Source organism: Sphingomonas kyeonggiensis, assembly GCF_014196745.1.
GTDB lineage: Bacteria > Pseudomonadota > Alphaproteobacteria > Sphingomonadales > Sphingomonadaceae > Sphingomonas > Sphingomonas kyeonggiensis.
Genome location: NZ_JACIEH010000002.1, coordinates 68,029 through 88,281 on the forward strand (window position 1 = coordinate 68,029; position 20,253 = coordinate 88,281).

The 20,253-nt window shown below is 69.4% G+C and carries 14 protein-coding genes; 6 read left to right on the forward strand and 8 right to left on the reverse strand.

Annotation, left to right across the window (positions count from 1 at the left end):
- Nucleotides 1-86 precede the first annotated feature (86 nt).
- Nucleotides 87-1,475 carry an exopolysaccharide biosynthesis polyprenyl glycosylphosphotransferase gene (locus tag GGR46_RS09380; RefSeq protein WP_183997045.1) on the forward strand — a complete coding sequence of 463 codons (1,389 nt, stop codon included), beginning with the start codon at nt 87-89 and terminating at the stop codon, nt 1,473-1,475.
- Nucleotides 1,476-1,700: 225 nt separating this feature from the next.
- Here the strand turns inward: GGR46_RS09380 and GGR46_RS09385 are convergent, their stop codons facing one another.
- Genes GGR46_RS09385 through GGR46_RS09400 form a run of 5 tightly spaced genes read right to left on the reverse strand, consistent with a single transcriptional unit; the run spans nt 1,701 to nt 8,514 of the window.
- Nucleotides 1,701-3,095, reverse strand: coding sequence for an HlyD family type I secretion periplasmic adaptor subunit (locus GGR46_RS09385; RefSeq protein WP_183997047.1), 1,395 nt, complete (start codon nt 3,093-3,095; stop codon nt 1,701-1,703).
- Entirely contained in the window at nt 3,092-5,245 is a 2,154-nt protein-coding gene (locus GGR46_RS09390) for a type I secretion system permease/ATPase (RefSeq protein WP_343058098.1), read from the reverse strand. The genes GGR46_RS09385 and GGR46_RS09390 overlap by 4 nt, the downstream gene beginning before the upstream one ends.
- A gap of 26 nt (nt 5,246-5,271) precedes the next feature.
- Nucleotides 5,272-6,273: a polysaccharide pyruvyl transferase family protein gene (locus GGR46_RS25390; RefSeq protein ID WP_246426024.1), complete on the reverse strand. Its 1,002-nt coding sequence runs from the start codon at nt 6,271-6,273 to the stop codon at nt 5,272-5,274.
- The gene (locus tag GGR46_RS09395) at nt 6,270-7,751 is read right to left on the reverse strand and encodes a lipopolysaccharide biosynthesis protein (RefSeq protein WP_183997051.1); all 1,482 of its coding nucleotides are present in this window, start codon (nt 7,749-7,751) and stop codon (nt 6,270-6,272) included. The genes GGR46_RS25390 and GGR46_RS09395 overlap by 4 nt, the downstream gene beginning before the upstream one ends.
- Nucleotides 7,741-8,514 carry a glycosyltransferase family 25 protein gene (locus GGR46_RS09400; RefSeq protein ID WP_343058099.1) on the reverse strand — a complete coding sequence of 258 codons (774 nt, stop codon included), beginning with the start codon at nt 8,512-8,514 and terminating at the stop codon, nt 7,741-7,743. Before GGR46_RS09400 ends, GGR46_RS09395 begins: the two co-directional genes overlap by 11 nt.
- A gap of 226 nt (nt 8,515-8,740) precedes the next feature.
- Between GGR46_RS09400 and GGR46_RS09405 the strand changes: the two genes are divergently transcribed.
- The 5 genes from GGR46_RS09405 to GGR46_RS09425 are packed head-to-tail and all read left to right on the forward strand — an operon-like array spanning nt 8,741 to nt 17,597.
- A complete protein-coding gene (locus tag GGR46_RS09405) occupies nt 8,741-9,610 on the forward strand; it encodes a glycosyltransferase family 2 protein (protein WP_183997053.1) in 870 nt (289 codons plus the stop codon).
- The gene (locus GGR46_RS09410) at nt 9,610-10,563 is read left to right on the forward strand and encodes a glycosyltransferase family 2 protein (RefSeq protein ID WP_183997055.1); all 954 of its coding nucleotides are present in this window, start codon (nt 9,610-9,612) and stop codon (nt 10,561-10,563) included. The genes GGR46_RS09405 and GGR46_RS09410 overlap by 1 nt, the downstream gene beginning before the upstream one ends.
- Nucleotides 10,560-11,477, forward strand: a complete 918-nt coding sequence (locus GGR46_RS09415) for an endonuclease/exonuclease/phosphatase family protein (RefSeq protein WP_183997057.1) — start codon at nt 10,560-10,562, stop codon at nt 11,475-11,477. Before GGR46_RS09410 ends, GGR46_RS09415 begins: the two co-directional genes overlap by 4 nt.
- Complete coding sequence (locus tag GGR46_RS09420; protein ID WP_183997059.1) at nt 11,474-12,772, forward strand: outer membrane beta-barrel protein; 1,299 nt, start codon at nt 11,474-11,476, stop codon at nt 12,770-12,772. The genes GGR46_RS09415 and GGR46_RS09420 overlap by 4 nt, the downstream gene beginning before the upstream one ends.
- A 13-nt stretch (nt 12,773-12,785) precedes the next feature.
- Nucleotides 12,786-17,597, forward strand: a complete 4,812-nt coding sequence (locus tag GGR46_RS09425; protein ID WP_183997061.1) for a calcium-binding protein — start codon at nt 12,786-12,788, stop codon at nt 17,595-17,597.
- Here GGR46_RS09425 and GGR46_RS09430 read toward each other — a convergent pair.
- Genes GGR46_RS09430 through GGR46_RS09440 form a run of 3 tightly spaced genes read right to left on the reverse strand, consistent with a single transcriptional unit; the run spans nt 17,573 to nt 20,063 of the window.
- Nucleotides 17,573-18,322 carry a serine O-acetyltransferase gene (locus GGR46_RS09430; RefSeq protein WP_246426026.1) on the reverse strand — a complete coding sequence of 250 codons (750 nt, stop codon included), beginning with the start codon at nt 18,320-18,322 and terminating at the stop codon, nt 17,573-17,575. The two genes, GGR46_RS09425 and GGR46_RS09430, sit on opposite strands and share 25 nt — an antisense overlap.
- Complete coding sequence (locus GGR46_RS09435; protein ID WP_183997064.1) at nt 18,322-18,879, reverse strand: polysaccharide biosynthesis/export family protein; 558 nt, start codon at nt 18,877-18,879, stop codon at nt 18,322-18,324. The genes GGR46_RS09430 and GGR46_RS09435 overlap by 1 nt, the downstream gene beginning before the upstream one ends.
- Entirely contained in the window at nt 18,876-20,063 is a 1,188-nt protein-coding gene (locus tag GGR46_RS09440) for a glycosyltransferase (RefSeq protein WP_183997066.1), read from the reverse strand. Before GGR46_RS09440 ends, GGR46_RS09435 begins: the two co-directional genes overlap by 4 nt.
- Nucleotides 20,064-20,253: the final 190 nt, after the last annotated feature.

Here is a 20,253-nt window from a genome sequence, read left to right on the forward strand (position 1 = left end):
GCGCTGCCCGCTTGTATTCCCTAACCCCCAAGTCATGTTGCGTCGCAGCAAGCTCGCGTATCTGAGCTTAGGGAGTGTTGCATCCCATGACCAAGATCGACTTGGCGATCCAGGGGGTACCTGTCCGCACGCCGCTGGCCAAGGCGGCGCGGCGCAACGCCAAGATATGGCTCTGCCTGTGGCTGATGGCGGCCGATGCCGTGGCGCTGGCGTTCGGCTTCGCGGTGGCGCTGGTGGTCGAGGAGCCGCGGACCATCTCGGACGGATTGTGGACGGCGATGGCCGGCGCGCTGTTCGTCCATGCCGCGATCGCCTTCCAGAACCAGGCCTATAATCCGCGCTGCCTGACCAAGCCGAGCAAGAGCTGCCGCCAGGCCCTGCTCTCGTTCGCGACGACACTGCTCGTCTTCCTGCTCGTCGCCTTCTCGCTCAAGGTCACCGGCAAGGTGCCGCGGTTCGCACTGGGCATGGGCATGGTCACCGCGCTGACGTTGCTGATCTCGCAGCGGCTGCTGATCTGCCATGTCGTCAGCAAGACCTTCGGCAAGCTGACCGCCGAGCTGGTGATCGTCGATGGCGCCAACCTGCCCAATGCCTATCTCAACCGCGAGATCGTCGACGCGCGCGCATCGGGCCTGCGCACCGATCTCGACGACCCATACATGCTCGACCGGCTGGGCACGGTGCTGCAGGACTACGACCGGGTCGTCATCGTCTGCACGCCCGATCACAAGGCCGAATGGGCGCGCGCGCTGAAGGGCGTGAACATCGTCGGCGAGATCGTGATGCCGGAGATCGCCGAGCTTGGCCCGCTCACTACGCGGCAGCGGGACGGGGTGACCACGGTGGTGGTCTCCTGGGGCCCGCTCAACCGCGCCAACCGGGTGAAGAAGCGTGCGCTCGACCTGGCCGTGACCATCCCTGCGCTGCTGATGCTGCTGCCGGTGCTGGTGATGGTGGCGATCGCGATCAAGCTCGATTCGCCCGGGCCGATCTTCTTCCGCCAGGAGCGGATGGGGCGCGGCAACCGGATCTTCCAGATCCTCAAGTTCCGCAGCATGCGGGTGGAGAGCAGCGACGCGACCGGCGCGCGCTCGGCGAGCCGCGACGACGACCGGATCACCAAGGTCGGCCGCCTCATCCGGATGACCAGCATCGACGAGCTGCCCCAGCTGATCAACGTGCTGTTCGGCGAGATGAGCCTGGTCGGCCCGCGCCCGCACGCGCTGGGTTCGACTGCGGGAGACGAGCTGTTCTGGCGGGTCGACCGGCAATATTGGCACCGCCATGCGCTCAAGCCCGGCATCACCGGCCTCGCGCAGATCCGCGGCTTCCGCGGGGCGACCAACACCCGGCGCGACATCATCGACCGGCTCGAGGCGGACCTGGAATATCAGCATGGCTGGTCGCTGGTCCGCGACATCTCGATCCTGGTGCGGACCGCGCAGGTGCTGATGCATCACAACGCGTATTGAGCGAAAGATCGCGAAGGTCGCGCACGCGCGCGGCTTCCATCCTCGCAAGATCGTTGCGTGGGGGTGGTCCTATATTTCCTACGGGTCAAAGAGCGGCCGGGGAAGCCCCGGCGCGCGAAGTGCAGCAGGTAGAATCCTACATTGCAACTCCCCCGTCATCCCGGCTTTCGCCGGGATGACGGACTGGGCTCGGGATGACGATTGGGGCCGGGGTGACGATTGGTGCTACCGCTCCCGTCCCGCCGTCGTTCGGATCTCGTCGATCGGGCTCAGCAGGTAGGACGCCAGCGAGCGGCGGCCGGTGCGGATGTCGGCGGTTACCGCCATGCCGGGGGTCAGCGGCACGGTCGCGCCGTCGCGCCGGATCGTGGCGCGATCGAGGGCCACTCGGGCGGTGTAGATCAGGCCCCGCTTCTCGTCCTGCACCGCGTCCGAGCTGATCTGCTCTAGCTTGCCCGGCACCGCGCCGTAGCGGGTGAAGGAAAAGGCCTCGACCTTGAGCGCCACCGGCTGGCCGGGAGTGACGAAGCCGATATCCTTGTTGGCGATGGTCACTTCGGCGATCAGCTTCCCGCGCGCCGGCACGATCACCATGATCGGCTTGGCCGCCTCGACCACGCCGCCGACCGTGTGCACCGCGAGCTGGGTGACGGTGCCGTCGACCGGGCTGACCAGCCGCTGCAGGCTGGAGCGCTTCGTTGCCTTGGTCAGCTCCTCCTGGCGCAGCCTTGCGTCGCTCTCGGCCTTGGCGAGGTCGGCGAGGATGCGGGCGCGGGCCTCGGCCATGGACTGGCTGGAATTGCCGCCGGCCACCGCGATCTGCGCCTCGGCCTTGCGCGCGGTGGCGAGCGCGGCGTCGCGGTCGCGCGCGGCGGCGAGGCGCTGGCGGCGCATCTCGATCACCTTGAGCTTCGAGACATAGCCCTTTTCGAGCAGCGTCTCGTTCGCGGCGATCTGCTCGTCGAGCAGCGGGAGCGTCTCGTTGAGCTTGGCCGCCTGGATCTGCGCTTCGGAACGGGCCGCGCGAGCGGATTCGGTGTCGGCGGCGCGGGTCTGGCTGCCCGCCTGGATCTCGGCGAGCTGGGCGCGGGCGAGTGCGACCTGAGTTGCTGCGATTTCCGCCGTAGTGCCGGCGGGCGGCGTGAAGCGCAGCCCCTGGCCGTCGAGCGCGGACAGGATCGCGCGCAGCCGGGCGGCGTCGAGCTGGGCGGTCTCCAGCGCCTTTCCTGCCTGTGCCGTATCGGCATCGGAGACGGTAGGATCGAGCTCGACCAGCGCCTGGCCGGCGCGCACGCTCTGGCCGTCGCGGACCAGGATTGCGCGGACGATCCCGCCCGAGCCCGGCTGGATCAGCTTGACGTCGTCGGCCGGGATCAGCTTGCCCGGCGCCGAGGCGACGACGTCGACCCGGCCGAGGAACAGCCAGAGCAGGGCGACGACGAGCAGCCCGAGCAGCACCCAGGCGGTAACCCGCGCAGTGGGCGAGACCGGGCGCTCGACCACTTCGAGCGCGGCGGGGAGGAAGTCGGTCTCCTCGGTGCGCAAAACCGAACGCGAGCGCGCTCGCTCATTGTCGAGCGCGTCGCGCACCGCGCTCCAGTGCCGGGTTACTGCGTTCATGCTGCCGCTCCCGCCTGCACGCCGATCTGGCGATGATGGAGCGCGGCGTAGCGGCCGCCGAGATGGAGTAGCTCGTCATGCGTGCCGCTCTCGACGATATGGCCCTTGTCCATCGTCAGGATGCGGTCGCACTGGCGGATCGCGGAGAGCCGATGGGCGATGATTAGCACAGTGCGGCCGGCGGCGATCGCCTTGAGGTTGCGCTGGACGATTTCCTCGCTCTCGGCATCGAGCGCGCTGGTCGCCTCGTCGAGGATCAGGATGCGCGGGTTGGTGATCAGCGCCCGGGCGATGGCGAGGCGCTGGCGCTGGCCGCCCGAGAAGTTGACCCCGCGCTCCTCGACGATCGTGTCGTATCCCTGGGGGAGCGCGAGGATGAAGTCGTGCGCGCCGGCTAGCCGCGCGGCGGTCATCACCCGCTCGATCGACATGGCGGGATCGGCGAGCGCGATATTCTCGCGAATCGAGCGGTTGAACAGGATATTCTCCTGCAGCACCACGCCGATCTGGCGGCGCAGCCAGGCGGGGTCGATCTGGGCGATGTCGACGCCGTCGACCAGCACCCGGCCGGCGGCGGGGAGGTAGAGCCGCTGGAGCAATTTGGTGAGGGTCGACTTGCCCGATCCCGAGGCGCCGGCGATGCCGAGCGTGGTGCCGGCGGGCAGGTCGATATTGATGTCCTCGAGCGTCCAGGGGCCGTCCGCGGCATAGCGGAATCGGACATTCTCGAAGCGGACATGGCCGGCGAGCGCGGGGAGCGTGGTGCGCGATCCGGCGCCGGGCTCCGCACCGGTGTTGAGGATGTCGCCCATCCGCTGGACCGAGAGGCGGACCTGCTGGAAGTCCTGCCAGAGCTGCGCCATGCGGATGACGGGGCCGGAGACGCGCTGGGCGAACATGTTGAACGCGACCAGCCCGCCGACGGTCAGCGTGCCGGCGATCACTTCCCGGGCGCCGAAGAACAGGATTGCGGCGAGGCTGAGCTTGGAGATGAGCTGGACCGCCTGGCTGCCCGAATTGCCGAGGTTGATCACCCGCTGGTTCGCGGCGCTGTAGGCGGCGAGCTGGCGCTCCCAGCGATCCTGCCATTGCGGCTCGACCGCGGCGGCCTTGAGCGTCTGCATGCCCGAGACGCTCTCGACCAGCAGCGCATTGTTGGCGGCGCCGCGGGCGAACTTCTCGTCGAGACGACGGCGCAGCGGCCCGGTGACGGCGAGCGAGACGATCACATAGGCGGGCAGGGTGAGCGCGACGATCAGGAGTAGCGCGGGCGAATAGAGCCACATCGCGACGAGGAAGACGATCGTGAACAGCGGATCGACCAGCACCGTCAGCGAGGCGTTGGTCATGAACTCGCGCACCGTCTCCAGCTCGCGTACCCGAGTCACGGTGTCGCCGACGCGGCGGCTCTCGAAATAGGCCATGGGCAGGCGGAGCAGGTGACGGAAGAGGCGGCTGCCCAGCTCGACGTCCAATTTCTGGCTGGTCTCCGAATAAAGCCGCGTGCGCAGCCAGCCGAACGCGACTTCCCAGAGCGAGACCAGCACCAGTCCGAGCGCGAGCACCTGGAGGGTGGCGAGGCTGTTGTGGGCGAGGACCTTGTCGACGACGTTCTGGAAGAAGAGCGGCGCGGCGAGGCCGAGCAGGTTGAGCGCCAGGGTGATCAGCAGCACCTCGCCGATCAGCCGGCGATACTTGACGATCTGGGGGATGAACCAGGTGAAGTCGAAGCGCTGGGCGGCGACCTGGGCGGAATCGCGAGTGGTGACGAGGAGGAGCCCGCCCGACCAGCGCGCCTCGAGCGCTGCGCGGTCCCAGCGCTCGATCTCGGCGCCGGGGCGCTGGACGGCGACGGCATCCTCGCCGACCCGGCCGATGACGAACCAGCCCTCGGCGCCGCTGGCCAGCACCGGCATGGGCAGGCGACGCAGCCGATCGAAATCACCGGTGGTGGCGCGGGCGCGGACGCCGGGGATGCGCTTTGCCAGGCGAAGCAGGTCATCGGTGCCGGCCGGTTCGGCATGGCCGAGATCGTGGCGCAGCTCGGCCGGATCGGCTGCGACACGGTGCATCGCGAGGATCAGGGCGAGGGCGGCGAGCCCGTTGTCGGCGGGCTCCGGGGCGGGGTCGAAGGACAGGTCCTGCTTCACGGATCCCTCCTCTGGGTGCGGGCTCCTCAGCCGGTGACCATCTGCGGGGTGCGACAGGCCAGCGCGGTGGCGAAGCCCTCGGCCCGGCTGGTGGCACGCAGCAGGCCGGCATAGTCGCCGGTCCACTGGTCGGCGAAGCCCGCGACCTTGCCGTAGCTGTTGTCGAGCAGCACGTGCGGGATATCGAGCAGCAGCGAGAGGATGTGCGCGTGCAGCCGGTCGGTAACGACCAGCTCGCCCGAGGACAGCATCGCCAGGCCGCGCTGGAAGCGCCATTCGGCAAGGCGGCGCTGGCGGGCGGCACGCTGGGCCATGGGATCGCGGATGAACAGCTTCCCAAGCTTCAGCGACAGGCGAAGCTTGCGCTTCTGGGCGGGATCCTCCGCGAGCCAGTCATCGACGGCCACGCCGGCCGGCACCGCGGCATCGTCGGCGGAGCGTTCGTGATCGGTGCGCAGCAGGGCGAAGACCGGCACGGTGGCAGGCGCGCGCTGCTGGCGGCCGAGCATCAGCGCGGCGTCCGGGCAGAGATGGATCTCGCAGTCGAAATGTTCCTGCGCGAAGGCGAGCGAGCGGGCGTCGCGGACCAGCAGCGTGAAGGCGCCGTGATCGCGGATCGCCTCGGCCATCTCCTTTGCGGCGGCCGGGTCGGCATAGTGGATCGACTCCGGCATCTGGACGATCGGCCGGCCGCGATGGTTGCGCAGCAGGTGCAGGCGGAGGGCTTCGTGCTTGGGCCAGAGCGTGCCCATGTTGCCGCCGCCATGGATCAGGATCGTGCCGTCATTGCCGATCGCGGCGCGGCAGGCCGTATCGTCGAAATCGGCGATCGCGGAGTAATAGGCCGGCAGGCGGCCGCGCTGGCGGAGATAGGCCATCTCGCCGAGCCAGATGGCGGAATCGCCGACATTGGAGTGATCGGGGAAGTCGACGAGCGCGAGCTTGCCGGGGGGCAGCACGATGTCGAGGGTCTGGGCGAAACGCTGGGCGAGTTCGCCGACGAGCTGATCGGCGGTCTTGATGGTCATATCCGGCCCTTTCTGAGGCGTCTGGACAAGGTCAGGAGGCGGCCGCGCCACGGCCGCGAGATTGCGAGCAGCACTAGGCCGTAGAACAGCGCGCCCGATGCGCTGAGGAGCAGCAGCACGCTCCAGCCCGAAAGATGCGTGTCGAGCAGCCGCATCGCGACCGCGAGCGCCACGCCCATCAGCGTGGAGGCGATGAGCGGCGCGCCGACTGCGCGCCAGGTATCGACCGGACGGATGCCCGAGGCGCGGCGGAGCAGGAGGATCTGCATCGGCAGCGTCAGATAGGCGCGTCCGACATAGGAGATGGCGACGGCGAGCAGGCCATAGGGCAAGGCCGCCAGCGTCAGGATCACGCCGAGGATCAGCTGCGTCGTCGACAGCGACATCAGGCTGCGCGAGGCGCCGAGCACGCTCAGCGAGGGCGAGGCGAAGAAGTTGAGCGTGAAGGGCACGGCCATGAACGCGAAGATCTGGGCAAGTTGCCCGGCCTCGTCCCATTTCGCGCCGAACACGGTGGGGATTGCGACGGGCGCCAGCGCGCCGAAGCCGACGAGCGCCGGGAAGGAGATGGCGGAGGCCTGGGCGATCATCCAGCGATAGGCCTGGCGCAGCTCGGCGGGCTCGTCCTTCACCCGGGCGAGGGTCTGCACCGCGACCTGGGTGAAGGGCTGGATCGCGCCGCGGCCGATCAGCTCGACGGTGCGCCAGGCGGTGCGATAGACGCCGACCGCGGCGAGACCGATGCCCGCGCCGATCGCCATCTCCTGCACGCGCACCGTCGCCAGGAAGATCAGCTGGACATAGATCAGGCTGGCGTTGAGCATCAGGTTGCTGCGCAGGATCGGGATCTCGAACTTCCAGCCGGGCTTCCAGTCATAGGAGGCGCGCGAGAGGAATACGCCGGCGATCTCGGTGACGAGGCGCTGGATGACCAGGCTCCACAGGCCGAGCCCGGCAAAGGCGGCGACCACCGCGCAGGTACCGCCGATCAGCCCGCCGACCACCGAGCGCAACGCAGTCGTGCGGTGGCCGAACTCGCGCAGCCTGAGGGCGAGATGCGTGCCGCCGAACGAGGAGATCGGCAGCACCAGGCTCATCACCGCCAGCGGCAGGGCGATGGTCGGCGCGCCCATCAGATCGGCGATCGGCTGGGCAAGCGCGACGATCAGCGCGGCGGAGAGGAACGAGAAGCCCTGCTGCGAGCGATAGATGGTGTCGAGGAAGGCGGGCGTCAGCTCGCGCCTGCGGGCGATCGTCTGGACGAGGCCGGCTGTGGCGATGATTCGGAACGCCTCCGCGGTTACCGCCATCACCGCGAATGCGCCGATGTCCGCGCGCGTGAGCAGGCGGGCGAGGATGACGAAGACGATGAAGGAGAAGAGCTGGTCCGACAGGAAGCGCGTGATCGTCCAGCCGATCGAGCTGCGGCTGCGCGCGCGCAGGCCGTCGTCGAAGCGTGCGGGCGTCTCAGCGTTCAAGCAGGCGCCTCGCTTTCAGCATGCGCATTCGGGTGCGCTCGATATGGCGCCAGGCCTTCTGCCTGACCGAATGATAGAGCGGGTCGTTCTTCGGGCCGAAGCGCGCGGGGCCGATGTCGGAGACGATCGCCGCCTCGAGGATCGGCGCGGGATACAAAGCGAGATTGGGCAGGCCGTGCGCCCAGCTGCGGTCCATCTCGTCGTCGATCGGGCGGCGGACGATGCGGCAATGCGCGAGCAGCTTGCGCGCGCCTTCCAGCGTGATCGCATAGCCCTGGGTGCCATAAGCGGGGCCGACCAGCTCGACGATCGTGCGCGAATGCTGGAGGAAGTCGCGCTTCACCACGCGCTGCCAGGTCGGCCGCTTGGCGTAGAGGCGCAGATAGTCGATGCCCTGGGCGTGGAGATCGGTGGCCGCGAGCGGCTCCAGATAGGCCCAGTCGACCACCGTATCGTCCTCGAGCACGATCGCCTGGGGCACGCCCAATGCGATCATGTCGCGCCAGATCGAGAAATGGCTGGCATAGCAGCCGATCTCGCCCTTGCTCATCGCCCGCCCCTTGTTGCGGCGGATCGCGGGCTCGTCGATCGTCATGCCCTGGGCCGGGCCGGTGCACGCGTCGAAGAAGCGCCAGGCGAGCGAAGTGCCCGCCGCACGCGCAGCAAATGCCGCCCGGCGGGCGGTTGCGGTTTCGAGCGAGACCACCGTGATGTCGGTGGCAATGCTCGATCGGGAGCCCGATTCGGGCTGGAATTCACGCACGGTTACACGCCTCCTGCTCACGGTCGCGGCAACGCTTGTGCGGTGCAGCAACAACGATTGGTCCGGCGTGATCCTTGGTAGCGGGCAATTATTCGAGAGCGAAGGCGCCCAGGGCTCCGGTCACCCGGCCAAAGGGGCAGCTCGTCTTTCGCAGGCGCGGCATGCGGTTGACCCGGACAGCGCGGCGGGCTGACTGGGCCGCGACTAGCACTGGACAGGCGTATCTATGTTTCAAGTCGCAGTCGTCATACCCGTGTGGAACGGAGAAGCGGTGCTTGGCCGTTGCCTGGATGCGCTCGCGCGCCAGACGGTCCCGCGTGACGCATTTCAGATCATCGTCGTCGACAATGGGTCGAGCGACGCCACTGCCGATATCGCGCGGCGCTATCCGGGCGTCGAGCTGCTCGAGGAGAAGCGGCCCGGCTCCTATGCCGCGCGCAACCTGGCGATCGGCCAGGTGCGGGCGCCGATCATCGCCTTCACCGATGTCGATTGCGAGCCGGCGCCCGACTGGCTGGAGCAGGTGCTGCGTGCCGCAGCGGCGAATCCGGGGTTCGGCGTGCTGGCCGGCAAGATCGAGCTGTTCGACGAGATCGTCCAGGAGCGCGAGGTGTTCGGCGATTACGAGCGGCTCTTCTCCTTTCCCCAGGCGCATGCCGCGCGCGGCAATTGCGCGACGGCGAACTGGGCGAGCGAGACCGCGCTGCTACGGGAACTGGGCGGGTTCGACGCCGGGCTCAAGTCCGGCGGCGACCGGCAGATGGCGCTGCGGATCAAGGATGCCGGCTACCCGCTCGTCTATGTGCCCGGGATGGTCGTGCGCCATCCGGTGCGCGCGAGCCGGGCCGAGCTGGTCCACAAGCGCCGGCGGCTGAGCGGCGGGCGCTGGGACCGCACCGCCAGGCGCCCACGCCTCGTCCATGTGCTGGGAATCACTGCGGTAGACACCGTGCGGCGGCTGCGCCGCGCGGCGGTCTCGCGCGAACTGACGATGCGCCGCCGGCTGGCGGTGATGCTTCTGACGCTGGAACTCGCCGGGGTGGCGGTGGGCGAGTTCCTGCAACTCGCGGGGGGCAGAAAGGCAGCAAGAGACTGATGACCGTCCCACATTTCTCCGTGGTCATGCCGCTCTACAACAAGGCCGCGCATGTCCGCGCCGCGATCGAGAGCGCGCTCGACCAGAGTTTCGCGCCGCACGAGATATTGGTGATCGACAATTGCTCGACCGATGGCGGTCGGGAGCTGGTCGCCGCGATCGGGCACGAGCGGATCAAGCTGCTCGACCTGCCGACGCCGGGGCCGGGCGGCTATGCCGGGCGGAACCTGGGTATCCACGCCGCCAGCGGCGACTGGATCGCGTTCCTCGATGCCGATGATCTGTGGCAGCCCGATCACCTGGCCGTGCTGGCGGAAGGGATCGCGGCCGATCCCGAAGTACACGCGGCGGCTACCCGGTTCGATCATGTGTTCGAGAGCCGTTCCCAGCCGCAGCGGATCGCGCCCAAGCTGGAGCATGCGCGCACGCTCGACCTTGCCGATTTTCTCTCCGCGTGGCTGGCGGTGCGCGAATGCCCGATGTGGACCGGGGCGATCGCGATCCGCCGCGACGCGCTGTTCGAGGCCGGGCTGTTCCCCGAGGGGCGGGCGGTGCGCGGCGGCGACAAGGACCTGTGGCTGCGGGTGCTCGCGCAGGGCACGCTGCGCTACGACCCGCGCGTCACCGCGATCTTCCACCGCGACAGCGACAACAAGGTCAGCAAGTCGACCACCACGCTCGACCTGCCCTGCCTGGTCGATACCGCGCGGACGATCCTGGCCGGGGCGACCGGGCGCGAGGCCAGCCTGTTGCGGCGGCTGGTGAACCAGGAGATCGCGCACTACGCCCGCTACGCGATGAAATATCCGGGCCGCACCGCGATCCGGCTGGGCGACATCTACCTGCCCGAAGGGACCGGCACCGCGGCGCTGCTGCTCGCGGCCAAGCTGATCCCTGCCTCGATCCGGCAATCCGGCCATGCCCTGCGCAATCGGTTGCTCGCCCGCGCGTGAGGCTGGTCCGGGCCCTTGGCACCCTGCTGCTCGGCGGGGGGATCGTCGCTGCGTGGGCGGCGCTGGCGGGCATGGCCGTGCCGGCGCTCGACGCGCTGGCGTCGTTCCTGCCGATCTTCGGGCTGGTGACCCTGTTCGGGCTGCTGCTCGCCTGGCGGTGGCTGGGCTGGACGATCGCGGCCGCGCTGCTCGGCCTGGTGCCGGTGGCGATCGGCGTGGTGCCCGAGCTGATGCGCGCGATCCCGGTCGCGCGTGCCGGCATGCCGCAGGTCCGCGTGCTCAGCCACAATGTCTGGGTGCGCAACGACGACCCGGCCGAGACTGCCCAGGCGATCCTCGACGCGAAGCCCGACGTGGTGATGCTCCAGGAAGTCGATGGCAGCTTCCGCCCGATGCTCGCGGCGCTCGGCCAGCAGCTGCATCATTCCACCAAATGCCCGCCGGGCTGCGGGCTCGTCATCTTCTCGCGCTGGCCGATCGAGGACAGCGACTATTTCCTGAAGGACCCGCAGGGCCGCAAATTCGGCCCGCCCTTGCTCTGGGCACGGATCGCCGGACCCGATGGCCGGCCGTTCACCGTGGTGACGCTCCACTATCCGCGGCCGACGTCGCGCGATCAGGCGTTGCGCAGGCGCGCCGTGGCGCAGGCCTTGATACGGATCAATCGCGACCCCCTCATCGTTGCAGGCGACATGAACCTCACCCCATGGGCCGCGGCGATGCGCGAACAGGACCGATCCTTCGCGCCGCTCACCCGCATGACCCGCGCCGTGCTGAGCTGGCCGCGCACCGTTCCCGTCCTGCCGATCGACCAGCTCTATGCTGGGCCGGACTGGGGACTGGTGTCGGCGCGGCAGCTGCCGCCCACCGGCTCGGACCATCGCCCGGTCCTCGTGACGCTGGGCCGCCGGTGAAGCGCGCCGCCTTCCTCGCGCTGCTGGCCTCCGGCGGCTTCGCGGCGCCGGCGCTCGCCCAGCAATCGGACGCGACCGACGGGCTCGGCTCGGTATCGAGCGCGAACAGCTTCGGGCGCGACCGCAATATCGGCGTGCTCGAGCGGCGACGGCCCGACTATACGCCCGAGCCGATCCATGTCGGCAGCTTCGAACTGCTGCCGCGCGTCGCGATCGGCGCGGGCTATGACGACAATCTCTATGCCCAGCCGAGCGACCGGATCGGCGATGCCTATGTCCGCATCCGCCCCAAGGTCTCGCTGGTCCGGCCCTCGCCGACCCTGAAGCTCAACTTCGACGCCGAGCTCGACCTGCTGCGCTATGCCGATCGCGCGAGCGAGAACGCCACCCAATATGCGGTGAACGCCGGTGCGCTCTACACGATCAGCAAGTCGGACACGCTGAACGTCTCGCTGCGCAACGGGCGCTACAGCCAGGAACGCGTCTCGCCCGATTCGCCCAGCCAGGCCTCGCGCCCGATCCGCTTCACCCTGAGCGGGGCGAACCTGGCGTACACCCATGTCTTCAACCGGCTGCGGGTGCGCGGCGTGTTCGACGTCGAGAACCGCAACTATGCCGACAGCGTGACGCCCGGCGGCGCGCCGATCGACCAGGATTTCCGCGACCACACCGCGTACACGGGCACCGCGATCGGCGAATATGCGCTGAGCCCGAGCATCGCATTCTTCGTAGCGGGCACGCTCAACAAGCGGGACTATCGCGAGCGGACCGGGCCCGTGCCGGCGCGCGATTCCAGTGGGTTCGAGCTGGCCGGCGGGGCGAGCTTCGAGCTGGGGCGCAAGGCGCGCGGATCGCTGCGGCTCGGCTATCTCCAGCAGGACTACAAGCCGGCGCAGTTCAAGGACATCTCCGGCTTCCTGGTGCGCGGCGAGCTCGCCTATTTCCTGACGCCGCTGGTGACGATCACCGGCACGGTCGATCGCGGCATCCGCGAGACCGGGGTGAATGGCGCGACCGGCTATCTCGCCACCAACTTCACGCTGCGCGCCGATTACGAGCTGCTGCGCAACCTGATCCTGGGCGTGGGCGGCGAGCTGGAGAAGCGCGACTTCAACGATATCGACCGGCGCGACGATCGCTGGACCTGGCGCGCCGGCGGTTCCTACCTGGTGAACAAGCGCATGACGCTGCGGCTCGATCTGCAACGGCGGTCCCAGTCGAGCGCGGGGGCAACCGCGGGACGCAAATTCTCGGACGATCGCATTTCAATGGGGGTGACCTTCTCGGGCCTATGAGGAGACCCTTGCCATGCCGACGCTGTACATCTCGCCGACGGGAAGCGGTTCGGGCGACGGCTCGAGCGCGGCCAACGCCGCGACGCTGAAGGACCTGCCCAAGCTGATCGCGGCGGCGGGGCCGGGCGGTCAGGTGCTGATGCTTGCCGACCAGGGCGCCTATACCGCACCGACCAGCGCGTTGGCGATCGTCGCGGGCGGTACCGCGGCGGCACCGGTGACGATCCGCGGGGTCGACAGTGCGGGCAATGCGATGGCGGCGACGATCGTCGGAACCCGGCCCGAGCCGTTCGATCCGGCCAACCCCGCGGGCGAGGAAGTCTTCCGGCTGCTCGGCGGGGCGAACAATCTGCGGTTCAGCGACCTTGCCTTCGAGAATGTCGGCACGGCGATCCGCGCCGGCGGGGACCTGAGCAACCTCACGATCGAGCATGTCACGGCGAGCAATGTCGCGCGCTTCTTCGACGATATCGCATCGGGCGCGAACGCCAGCGCGAGCATCACCGGGCTGACGATCCGCGACGTGGCGGTGGACGGCTATTCCAAGGGCGCGATCCGCGTCCAGTACAACAGCAGCAACGTGCTGATCGAGGATGTCCGCGGCGACAGCCAGTTCCAGGACGGCGACAATTTCGCGATCGGCGTCCATATCGACGGCACCGCGCACGACGTGCTGATCGACCATGTCGCGATGCGCAATGCGCTCGACACGGTGAACGACTATCGGAATGGGGATGGCTTCGCGACCGAGCGCGGCACCTACAACATCACGTTGCGCGACGTGATCGCCACCGGCAACAGCGATGGCGGACTCGACCTCAAGAGCAACGGGGTGGTGGTCGACGGCGCGATCATCTCGGGCAATGGCCGCAACATCCGGCTGTGGGGTACCGGCGCGCAACTGAGCAACATCGTCAGCCTCGATGCGGGCGCGCCGCTTGCCGGGGGCAATCGCGAGCATGTCTGGCTGGCCGAGGGCGCCAGCGCGACGATCGACGGGGCGTTCTTCTCCGATCCGGGCTCGCCGACTTTGTTCAACCTCGCCGAGAAGAACGGCGCGCTGACGGTGCGCGACTATGGCCTCGCCACCGGTGCGGGCACGGTGACCACCAAGAAGGGCACCGGATCGGTGCTGACCCTGGACGGGCAGCGCGTGGTGGTGAGCGCGGGGACGGCGGGCGACGACATGATCGGCGGCACCGCGGGTGCCGATGCGCTGCTGGGCGGCGCGGGCAAGGACATGCTGGTCGGCAATGCCGGCGACGATCTGCTGGCGGGCGGCGCAGGTGCGGACATCCTGGTCGGCGGAGCGGGGCGGGACCTGCTCAGCTATGCGGGTAGCGGCGCCGGTGTGCAGATTGACTTGATGCGATTGACCGCGGCCGGCGGCGATGCCGCGGGCGATCTGTTCGACGGGTTCGAGGATGTCGAGGGATCCGCCTTTGCCGACACGCTGGCGGGCGATGCGGGGGCGAACCGGCTGTTCGGCGGGAATGGCGACGACACGCTGACCGGCGGGGCAGGCGACGACATGCTTGATGGTGGCGCGGGCGCGGACCTGCTCGATGGCGGGGCCGGGATCGACCGGGTCGACTATGGCAGCAGCGCCGCGGGCGTGACGGTCGACCTTGCCAATGGCGCGGCGAGCGGCGGGGAGGCGGCGGGCGACCGGCTGGTCGGAATCGAGGCGATCGAGGGCTCGGCCTTTGCCGACACGCTCTCCGGCACCGAAGGCGCGGACTGGTTCGGGGGTGGGGCGGGCGACGACCGGATCGACGGGCGCGGCGGCGACGACCTGCTGGTCGGCGGCGCGGGGGCCGATGTGCTGACCGGCGGGGCGGGGTTCGACAGCGCGGACTATTCGGCCAGCGGCGCGGCGGTGACGGTCGATCTCGTTGCGGGCACCGGCGCGGGCGGCGATGCCCAGGGCGACCGGCTCTCGGGCGTCGAGCGGCTGGTCGGCTCGCGCTTCGACGATGCGCTGACCGGCGACGCGTTCGACAATGTCCTGATCGGCGGTGCCGGCGCGGACCGGCTGACCGGCGGGGCGGGCGTCGACACCGCCGATTATGCGACGAGCAGTGCCGGCGTGATCGCCGTGCTGGGCGGCGCCGGCAGCGGCGGCGATGCGCAGGGCGATGTGCTGGCGGGGATCGAGAACCTGGTCGGCTCGGGCTTTGGCGACGTGCTGGTCGGCGATGGCGCGGCCAATGCGCTGTCGGGCGGTGTTGGCGATGACCGGCTGGTCGGCAATGGCGGGGCGGACCGGCTCGACGGCGGGCTCGGCGTGGATGCGGCGGACTTTGCCGCCAGCACGAGCGCGGTGACGGCGGACCTCGCCGCGGGGATCGCGTCGGGCGGGGCGAGCCTGGTGGCGATCGAGGACCTGATCGGCTCGGCCTTCGACGACGTGCTGAGCGGCGATGGCGGGAGCAACCGGCTGACCGGTGGGGCGGGCGCGGACCTGCTCGACGGGCGCGAGGGGTTCGACACCGCGGACTATTCGGGCTCGGCGGCGGCGGTGCAGGTCGATCTCGCTCTGTCGGTGCAGGCCAGCACCGGGGATGCGGCGGGCGACCGGCTGGTCGGCATCGAGGGCCTGGCGGGCTCGGCCTTTGACGATACGCTGTCGGGCACGGGCATTGCCGAGGCGCTATACGGCGGCGCCGGGGCGGACCGGCTCGACGGGCGCGGCGGCGACGACCTGCTCCAGGGCGGTGCCGGTGCCGACACGCTGATCGGCGGCGATGGGATCGATACCGTCGACTATAGCGCCAACGCCGTGGGCATCGCGATCAACCTGCAGACCGGTACGAGCAGCGGCGGCGATGCCGAGGGCGACCGGTTCGACGGGGTCGAGCGCTTCATCGGCACCGGCTTCGCCGACATGCTGATTGGCGATGGCGGCGACCAGATCCTGGTCGGCGGCGCGGGTGGCGACAGGCTCGACGGCGCCGGCGGGTTCGACACCCTGGTCTATTCGGGCAGCGCCGCGGCGGTGAAGGTCAACCTTGCCACCGGTGCCGTGTCGGGCGGCGATGCGCAGGGTGACAGCATTTCTGGAATCGAGGCGGTGGTCGGCAGCGGCTTTGCCGACACGCTGACCGGGGATGCGAACGCCAACCGGATCGAGGGCGGCGGCGGCAACGACACGATCGATGGCGGCGCGGGCGCGGACCTGATGATCGGCGGGACCGGCGACGACTCCTATGTGGTCGACAATGCCGGCGACCAGGTTGTCGAGGCGCTCGGCGGCGGGGCCGACATCGTGCGCACCAGCCTTTCGGCGCTGACCCTGGCCGACGGCGTCGAGGATCTCAGCTATACCGGCAGCGGCGGGTTTACTGGCACGGGCAATGCGCTCGACAACAGCCTGTACGGCAAGGCGCTGGACGATGCGCTCTATGGGCTCGACGGCGACGACAAGCTGGTCGGCGGCGCGGGGGCGGACCTGCTCGATGGCGGGGCGGGGCGCGACCAGGTCGATTACACCAAGTCGACCGCGATCACCGTCAACCTGGCGACCAACGTCAATCATGGCGGCGAGGCCGAGGGCGACCGGCTGGTCGGCATCGAGATGGTGATCGGCTCCAACTATGCCGACAGCATCACCGGCGGCGACGATCCCCTGGTCGGCGACATGCTCTATGGGCGCGGCGGCGATGACGTGCTGGTCGGCGGTGCGGGCGACGACCAGCTCGACGGCGGCAGCGGCAACGACGTGCTGCGCGGCGGCACGGGCAACGACCTCTATGTCGTCTTCGAGGCCGGCGACCAGGTGATCGAGGCGGCGGGCGAGGGGCGCGACCGCATCCGCACCGCCGCCAACAATTACACGCTCGGCGCCAATATCGAGGAGCTGGTCTATACCGGCACCGTCGGGGCGACGCTGACCGGCAATGCGCTCGACAATTTCCTGGTCGGCGGCGGCGGCGAGGACCGGCTGACCGGCGGCGACGGTGCGGACATGCTGCGCGGCGGATCGGGCGGCGATGTGCTCGACGGCGGCGCGGGGGCGGACACGGTCGATTATGCCGGGTCGCTGGGCGGGGTGCTGGTCAATCTGCGCACCCAGACCGCGACGGGCGGCGACGCCACCGGCGACAGGCTGGTCAGCATCGAGAATGCGCAAGGATCGGGCTTCGACGACGCATTGCTCGGCAGCGCCGGGGCCAATGTGCTGACCGGCGGGGCGGGCGACGACACGCTGTCGGGTGACGACGGCAACGACACGCTCTGGGGCGGGATCGGCGCCGACCGGCTCGACGGCGGCAAGAACGAGGATTTGCTCTACGGCGAGGATGGCGGCGACACGCTCTATGGCGGCCAGCAGACCGACAGGCTCTATGGCGGGGCGGGCAACGACCTGCTGGTCGGCGACAGCGAATGGGTCTCGTCGCTCGCCGCCAAGGACACGCTCGACGGTGGCGACGGCGACGATGTGCTGGTCGGCGACGGGATGAGCATGACCGCGGCGGGGATCGGCGGGGCGGACACGCTGATCGGCGGGCTCGGCAACGACGTGCTGTACGGCGATGCGGTGAACATGGTCGCCGGCGCGAAGGGCGGCAACGACAAGCTGACCGGCGGCGGCGGGAGCGACCGCTTCGTCTTCGCGCCGGGTTCGGGCGCCGACGAGATCACCGATTTCACCCGCGGCGGGGCCGAGGCCGACCGGATCGACCTCAGCGCCTTCGACATCGCCTATGAGCAGCTGCGCTTCACCACCAGCAGCGCGGGGGTGACGATCCAGCTGGGTGGCACCGACACGATCTTCGTGCGCGGCGCCACCACGCTCGATCAGAACGACTTCGTGTTCGGCTGATTTTCGCGCCAGCCGTGCAGCGCGCCCTCGCAGGCGGCGAGCAGTTCGGGCGGGGCGAGGCGGTTGATATAGCCGTCCGAGCCCTGGTCCGAGAGCAATTTGGCGGGGATGCCGCCGACGACGCCGCGCTCCGGCACGTCCTTGGTGACCACCGCATTGGCGCCGATCGCCGCCTCGGCGCCGACCTGAATCCCGCCGATCACCTTGGCGCCCGAGCCGAGAAAGGTGCGGTCCCCGATCACCGGCGCACCGCGCTTGGCGCCGCGGTTCATGTAGCCGAGCACCACGCCGTGCGTGATGTTGACGTTGCTGCCCAGCACCGTGTCGCCGTGGAAATAGAAGCCGCCGAACCGGTTGAGGAACAGGCCCGGGCCGATCTCCATATATTCGGGGATGGCGAAGCCGTATTTGTAGCGGGCGCGCAGAAGCAGCCATTTGGCGAGCGGGTAGAAGCCGAAGGCCTTGGCCGGCTTGAGCTTGAGCCAGCCGGCGGTGCGCATCAGCACCGTGTATTTATAGCCCGGCGTGAAGGCGTAGTGCTTGAGGAAGGCGCCCGTGCTGACCCGGCCGGCATAGCGGTAGAGATCGGCGGCGAGCAGCGCCTTCAGCTTGGCGAAGCTGACCGGGCAGCCGCGCAGATGCGGCTTGCCGGTCTCGGGCAAGGGCTCGGCATGTGCCGGTTCGGGCGCCATCCCGGGCGCGAGCGATGCGGTGGCCATGTCCATCAGAAATAGCGCTCGCCGAAGCGGATCGTGTCGCCGGGCAGCACCGCGAAATCCGCGGTCAACGGATAGGCCCGCTCGCCCGGCTCGCCGGTGCGCTTGAGGAAGACGCGCTTCTCGTTGGCGCGGTAGGTGAAGCCGTCCGCCTTGGCGACCGCGCCGCGGATGGTGAGCCCCTGGGTATAGGGATATTCGCCGGGCTTGTTGACTTCGCCCAGGATGTAGACCGGGCGGAAGCTGGCGACCTGCACCGAGACCTTGGGCTCGAGCAGATAGCCTTCGCGCAGCTCGGTCTCGATCGTCTTGGAGAGCTGGTCGGGCTGCATGCCCGCCGCCTTGACCTCGCCGATCAGCGGGAAGGCGATGGTGCCACCGGGCGAGACTTCGAAATCGCCGGTGAGCGCGACTTCGCCATAGGTGGCGACCTTCACCTTGTCGCCGGGCGAGAGGGTGAAGGCTGCCGCCGGCGGCGGGGCGTCGCCGCTGCCGGCAAGCGGGGTCTGGCCGGCGCATCCGCCGAGTAGCGCCCCCGCCAGCGCGATCTGCATGTGCCACTTCATCGATTTGCTCCCTGAACGCGACTTACATTGTCATCGGGTTGGTGCCTGGAAGGTGCGGCGAGCGCGGCTTCGATCCTGGCCCAGTAATTGGCGGCTGCCTGCTCCACGCCATAAGCCCGCGAGCGGGCACGCGCGCGCGCACCGCAGGCGCTGCGGCGCGGCTCGACGAGCACGCGGCGGAGCGCCGCAGCGAAAGCATCGACATCATCGGTGGGGACCAATGCGCCGGCATCGACATCGATCCCGCCGGTCACCGCGCTGCGAGGGCGGTCCGCCAGAATTTCGGACGGGCCCGAGGCGCAATTGGTCGCGACGACGGGCACGCCGCACGCCATCGCCTCGACCAGGCCGTTGGGGAAGCCCTCGGCATTGGAGGGCATGGCATAGGCCTGGGCGCGGGCGAGCAGCGCGAAGGGGTTGGCGACGAAGCCGGGCATGTCGACCCGGTCGGCGATGCCGAGCGCGGCGGCGAGCCGCTCGAGCGCGGGGCGCTCCGGTCCTTCGCCGAGGATGACCAGGCGCGCGTCGGGACCGGCCTTCGCATAGGCGCGCAGCAGCAGCGCCATGTTCTTGTTGGGCACCAGCCGGCCGGCGGCGGCGATATAGGGGCCGGCGGGGGTGAAGGCCGGCGGCTCGGCGGCAAGCGCGGCGATCTGGTCATGGTCGATCGGATTGGCGATCGCCGACATGCGGGCGCGCTGGACGCCGAAATTGTCGGCGAGATCGTCGACCACCCCTTCGGACACGGCGATGACGTGGGCGGCACGGGGATAGGCCATGCGGACCATCGCCTTGGCGGCGATCGCCCCGCGGCCCTTGCCCAGGTGCGCGCTGGTGTTGACTCGCTCGCTGATCAGCCAGGGCCGCCCGCGGCCCGCCATCGCCCAGGCATTGGCGATATTGGCGCGGGTGAGGAAGCTCAGCGTCGCATCGGGCGAGAGCCGTTCGGTCAGCGCGCGCAGCTGCTTGAGGCTGGGCAGCAATTTGTGCCGTGCATCGAGCTGATGAACCTCCACCCAATCGGGCACGGCATAGGCGCGCGGCTCGTCGTCGAGCAGCGCGAGGTGGATGTCGTAGCGGTTGCGCCACGGCGCCGATCCGCCGAGCAGGGTGGTGAGCACGCGCTCGGCGCCACCGCCGGCGAGTGAATTGATCGCGAAGACTATTCGCTTGTTGTCCGGCATCGTCCCTCGTGCGCTTCCGCGCGAAATCCGGCCCCCTTGCGACAGGGCGTACCACGCGGATTTGCTGCAATGCACCACGTCCGCGACCGCCCTGTCGTCCGGGTGGGGCAACTGGCCGATTAGGGGTCTTCGCACGGTGGCCTTGGCTCCGGATGCGGGTCATCAGCGGGTATCGACGAACGACAGCGGA

Bases quoted from the DNA above. Each gene is read 5' to 3' on its own strand.
- GGR46_RS09405 (WP_183997053.1), top strand. From the start codon at position 8,741: ATGTTTCAAGTCGCAGTCGTCATACCCGTGTGGAACGGAGAAGCGGTG.
- GGR46_RS09425 (WP_183997061.1), top strand. From the start codon at position 12,786: ATGCCGACGCTGTACATCTCGCCGACGGGAAGCGGTTCGGGCGACGGC.
- GGR46_RS09440 (WP_183997066.1), bottom strand. From the start codon at position 20,063: ATGCCGGACAACAAGCGAATAGTCTTCGCGATCAATTCACTCGCCGGC.
- GGR46_RS09430 (WP_246426026.1), bottom strand. From the start codon at position 18,322: ATGGACATGGCCACCGCATCGCTCGCGCCCGGGATGGCGCCCGAACCG.
- GGR46_RS09410 (WP_183997055.1), top strand. From the start codon at position 9,610: ATGACCGTCCCACATTTCTCCGTGGTCATGCCGCTCTACAACAAGGCC.
- GGR46_RS25390 (WP_246426024.1), bottom strand. From the start codon at position 6,273: ATGACCATCAAGACCGCCGATCAGCTCGTCGGCGAACTCGCCCAGCGT.
- GGR46_RS09380 (WP_183997045.1), top strand. From the start codon at position 87: ATGACCAAGATCGACTTGGCGATCCAGGGGGTACCTGTCCGCACGCCG.
- GGR46_RS09385 (WP_183997047.1), bottom strand. From the start codon at position 3,095: ATGAACGCAGTAACCCGGCACTGGAGCGCGGTGCGCGACGCGCTCGAC.
- GGR46_RS09435 (WP_183997064.1), bottom strand. From the start codon at position 18,879: ATGAAGTGGCACATGCAGATCGCGCTGGCGGGGGCGCTACTCGGCGGA.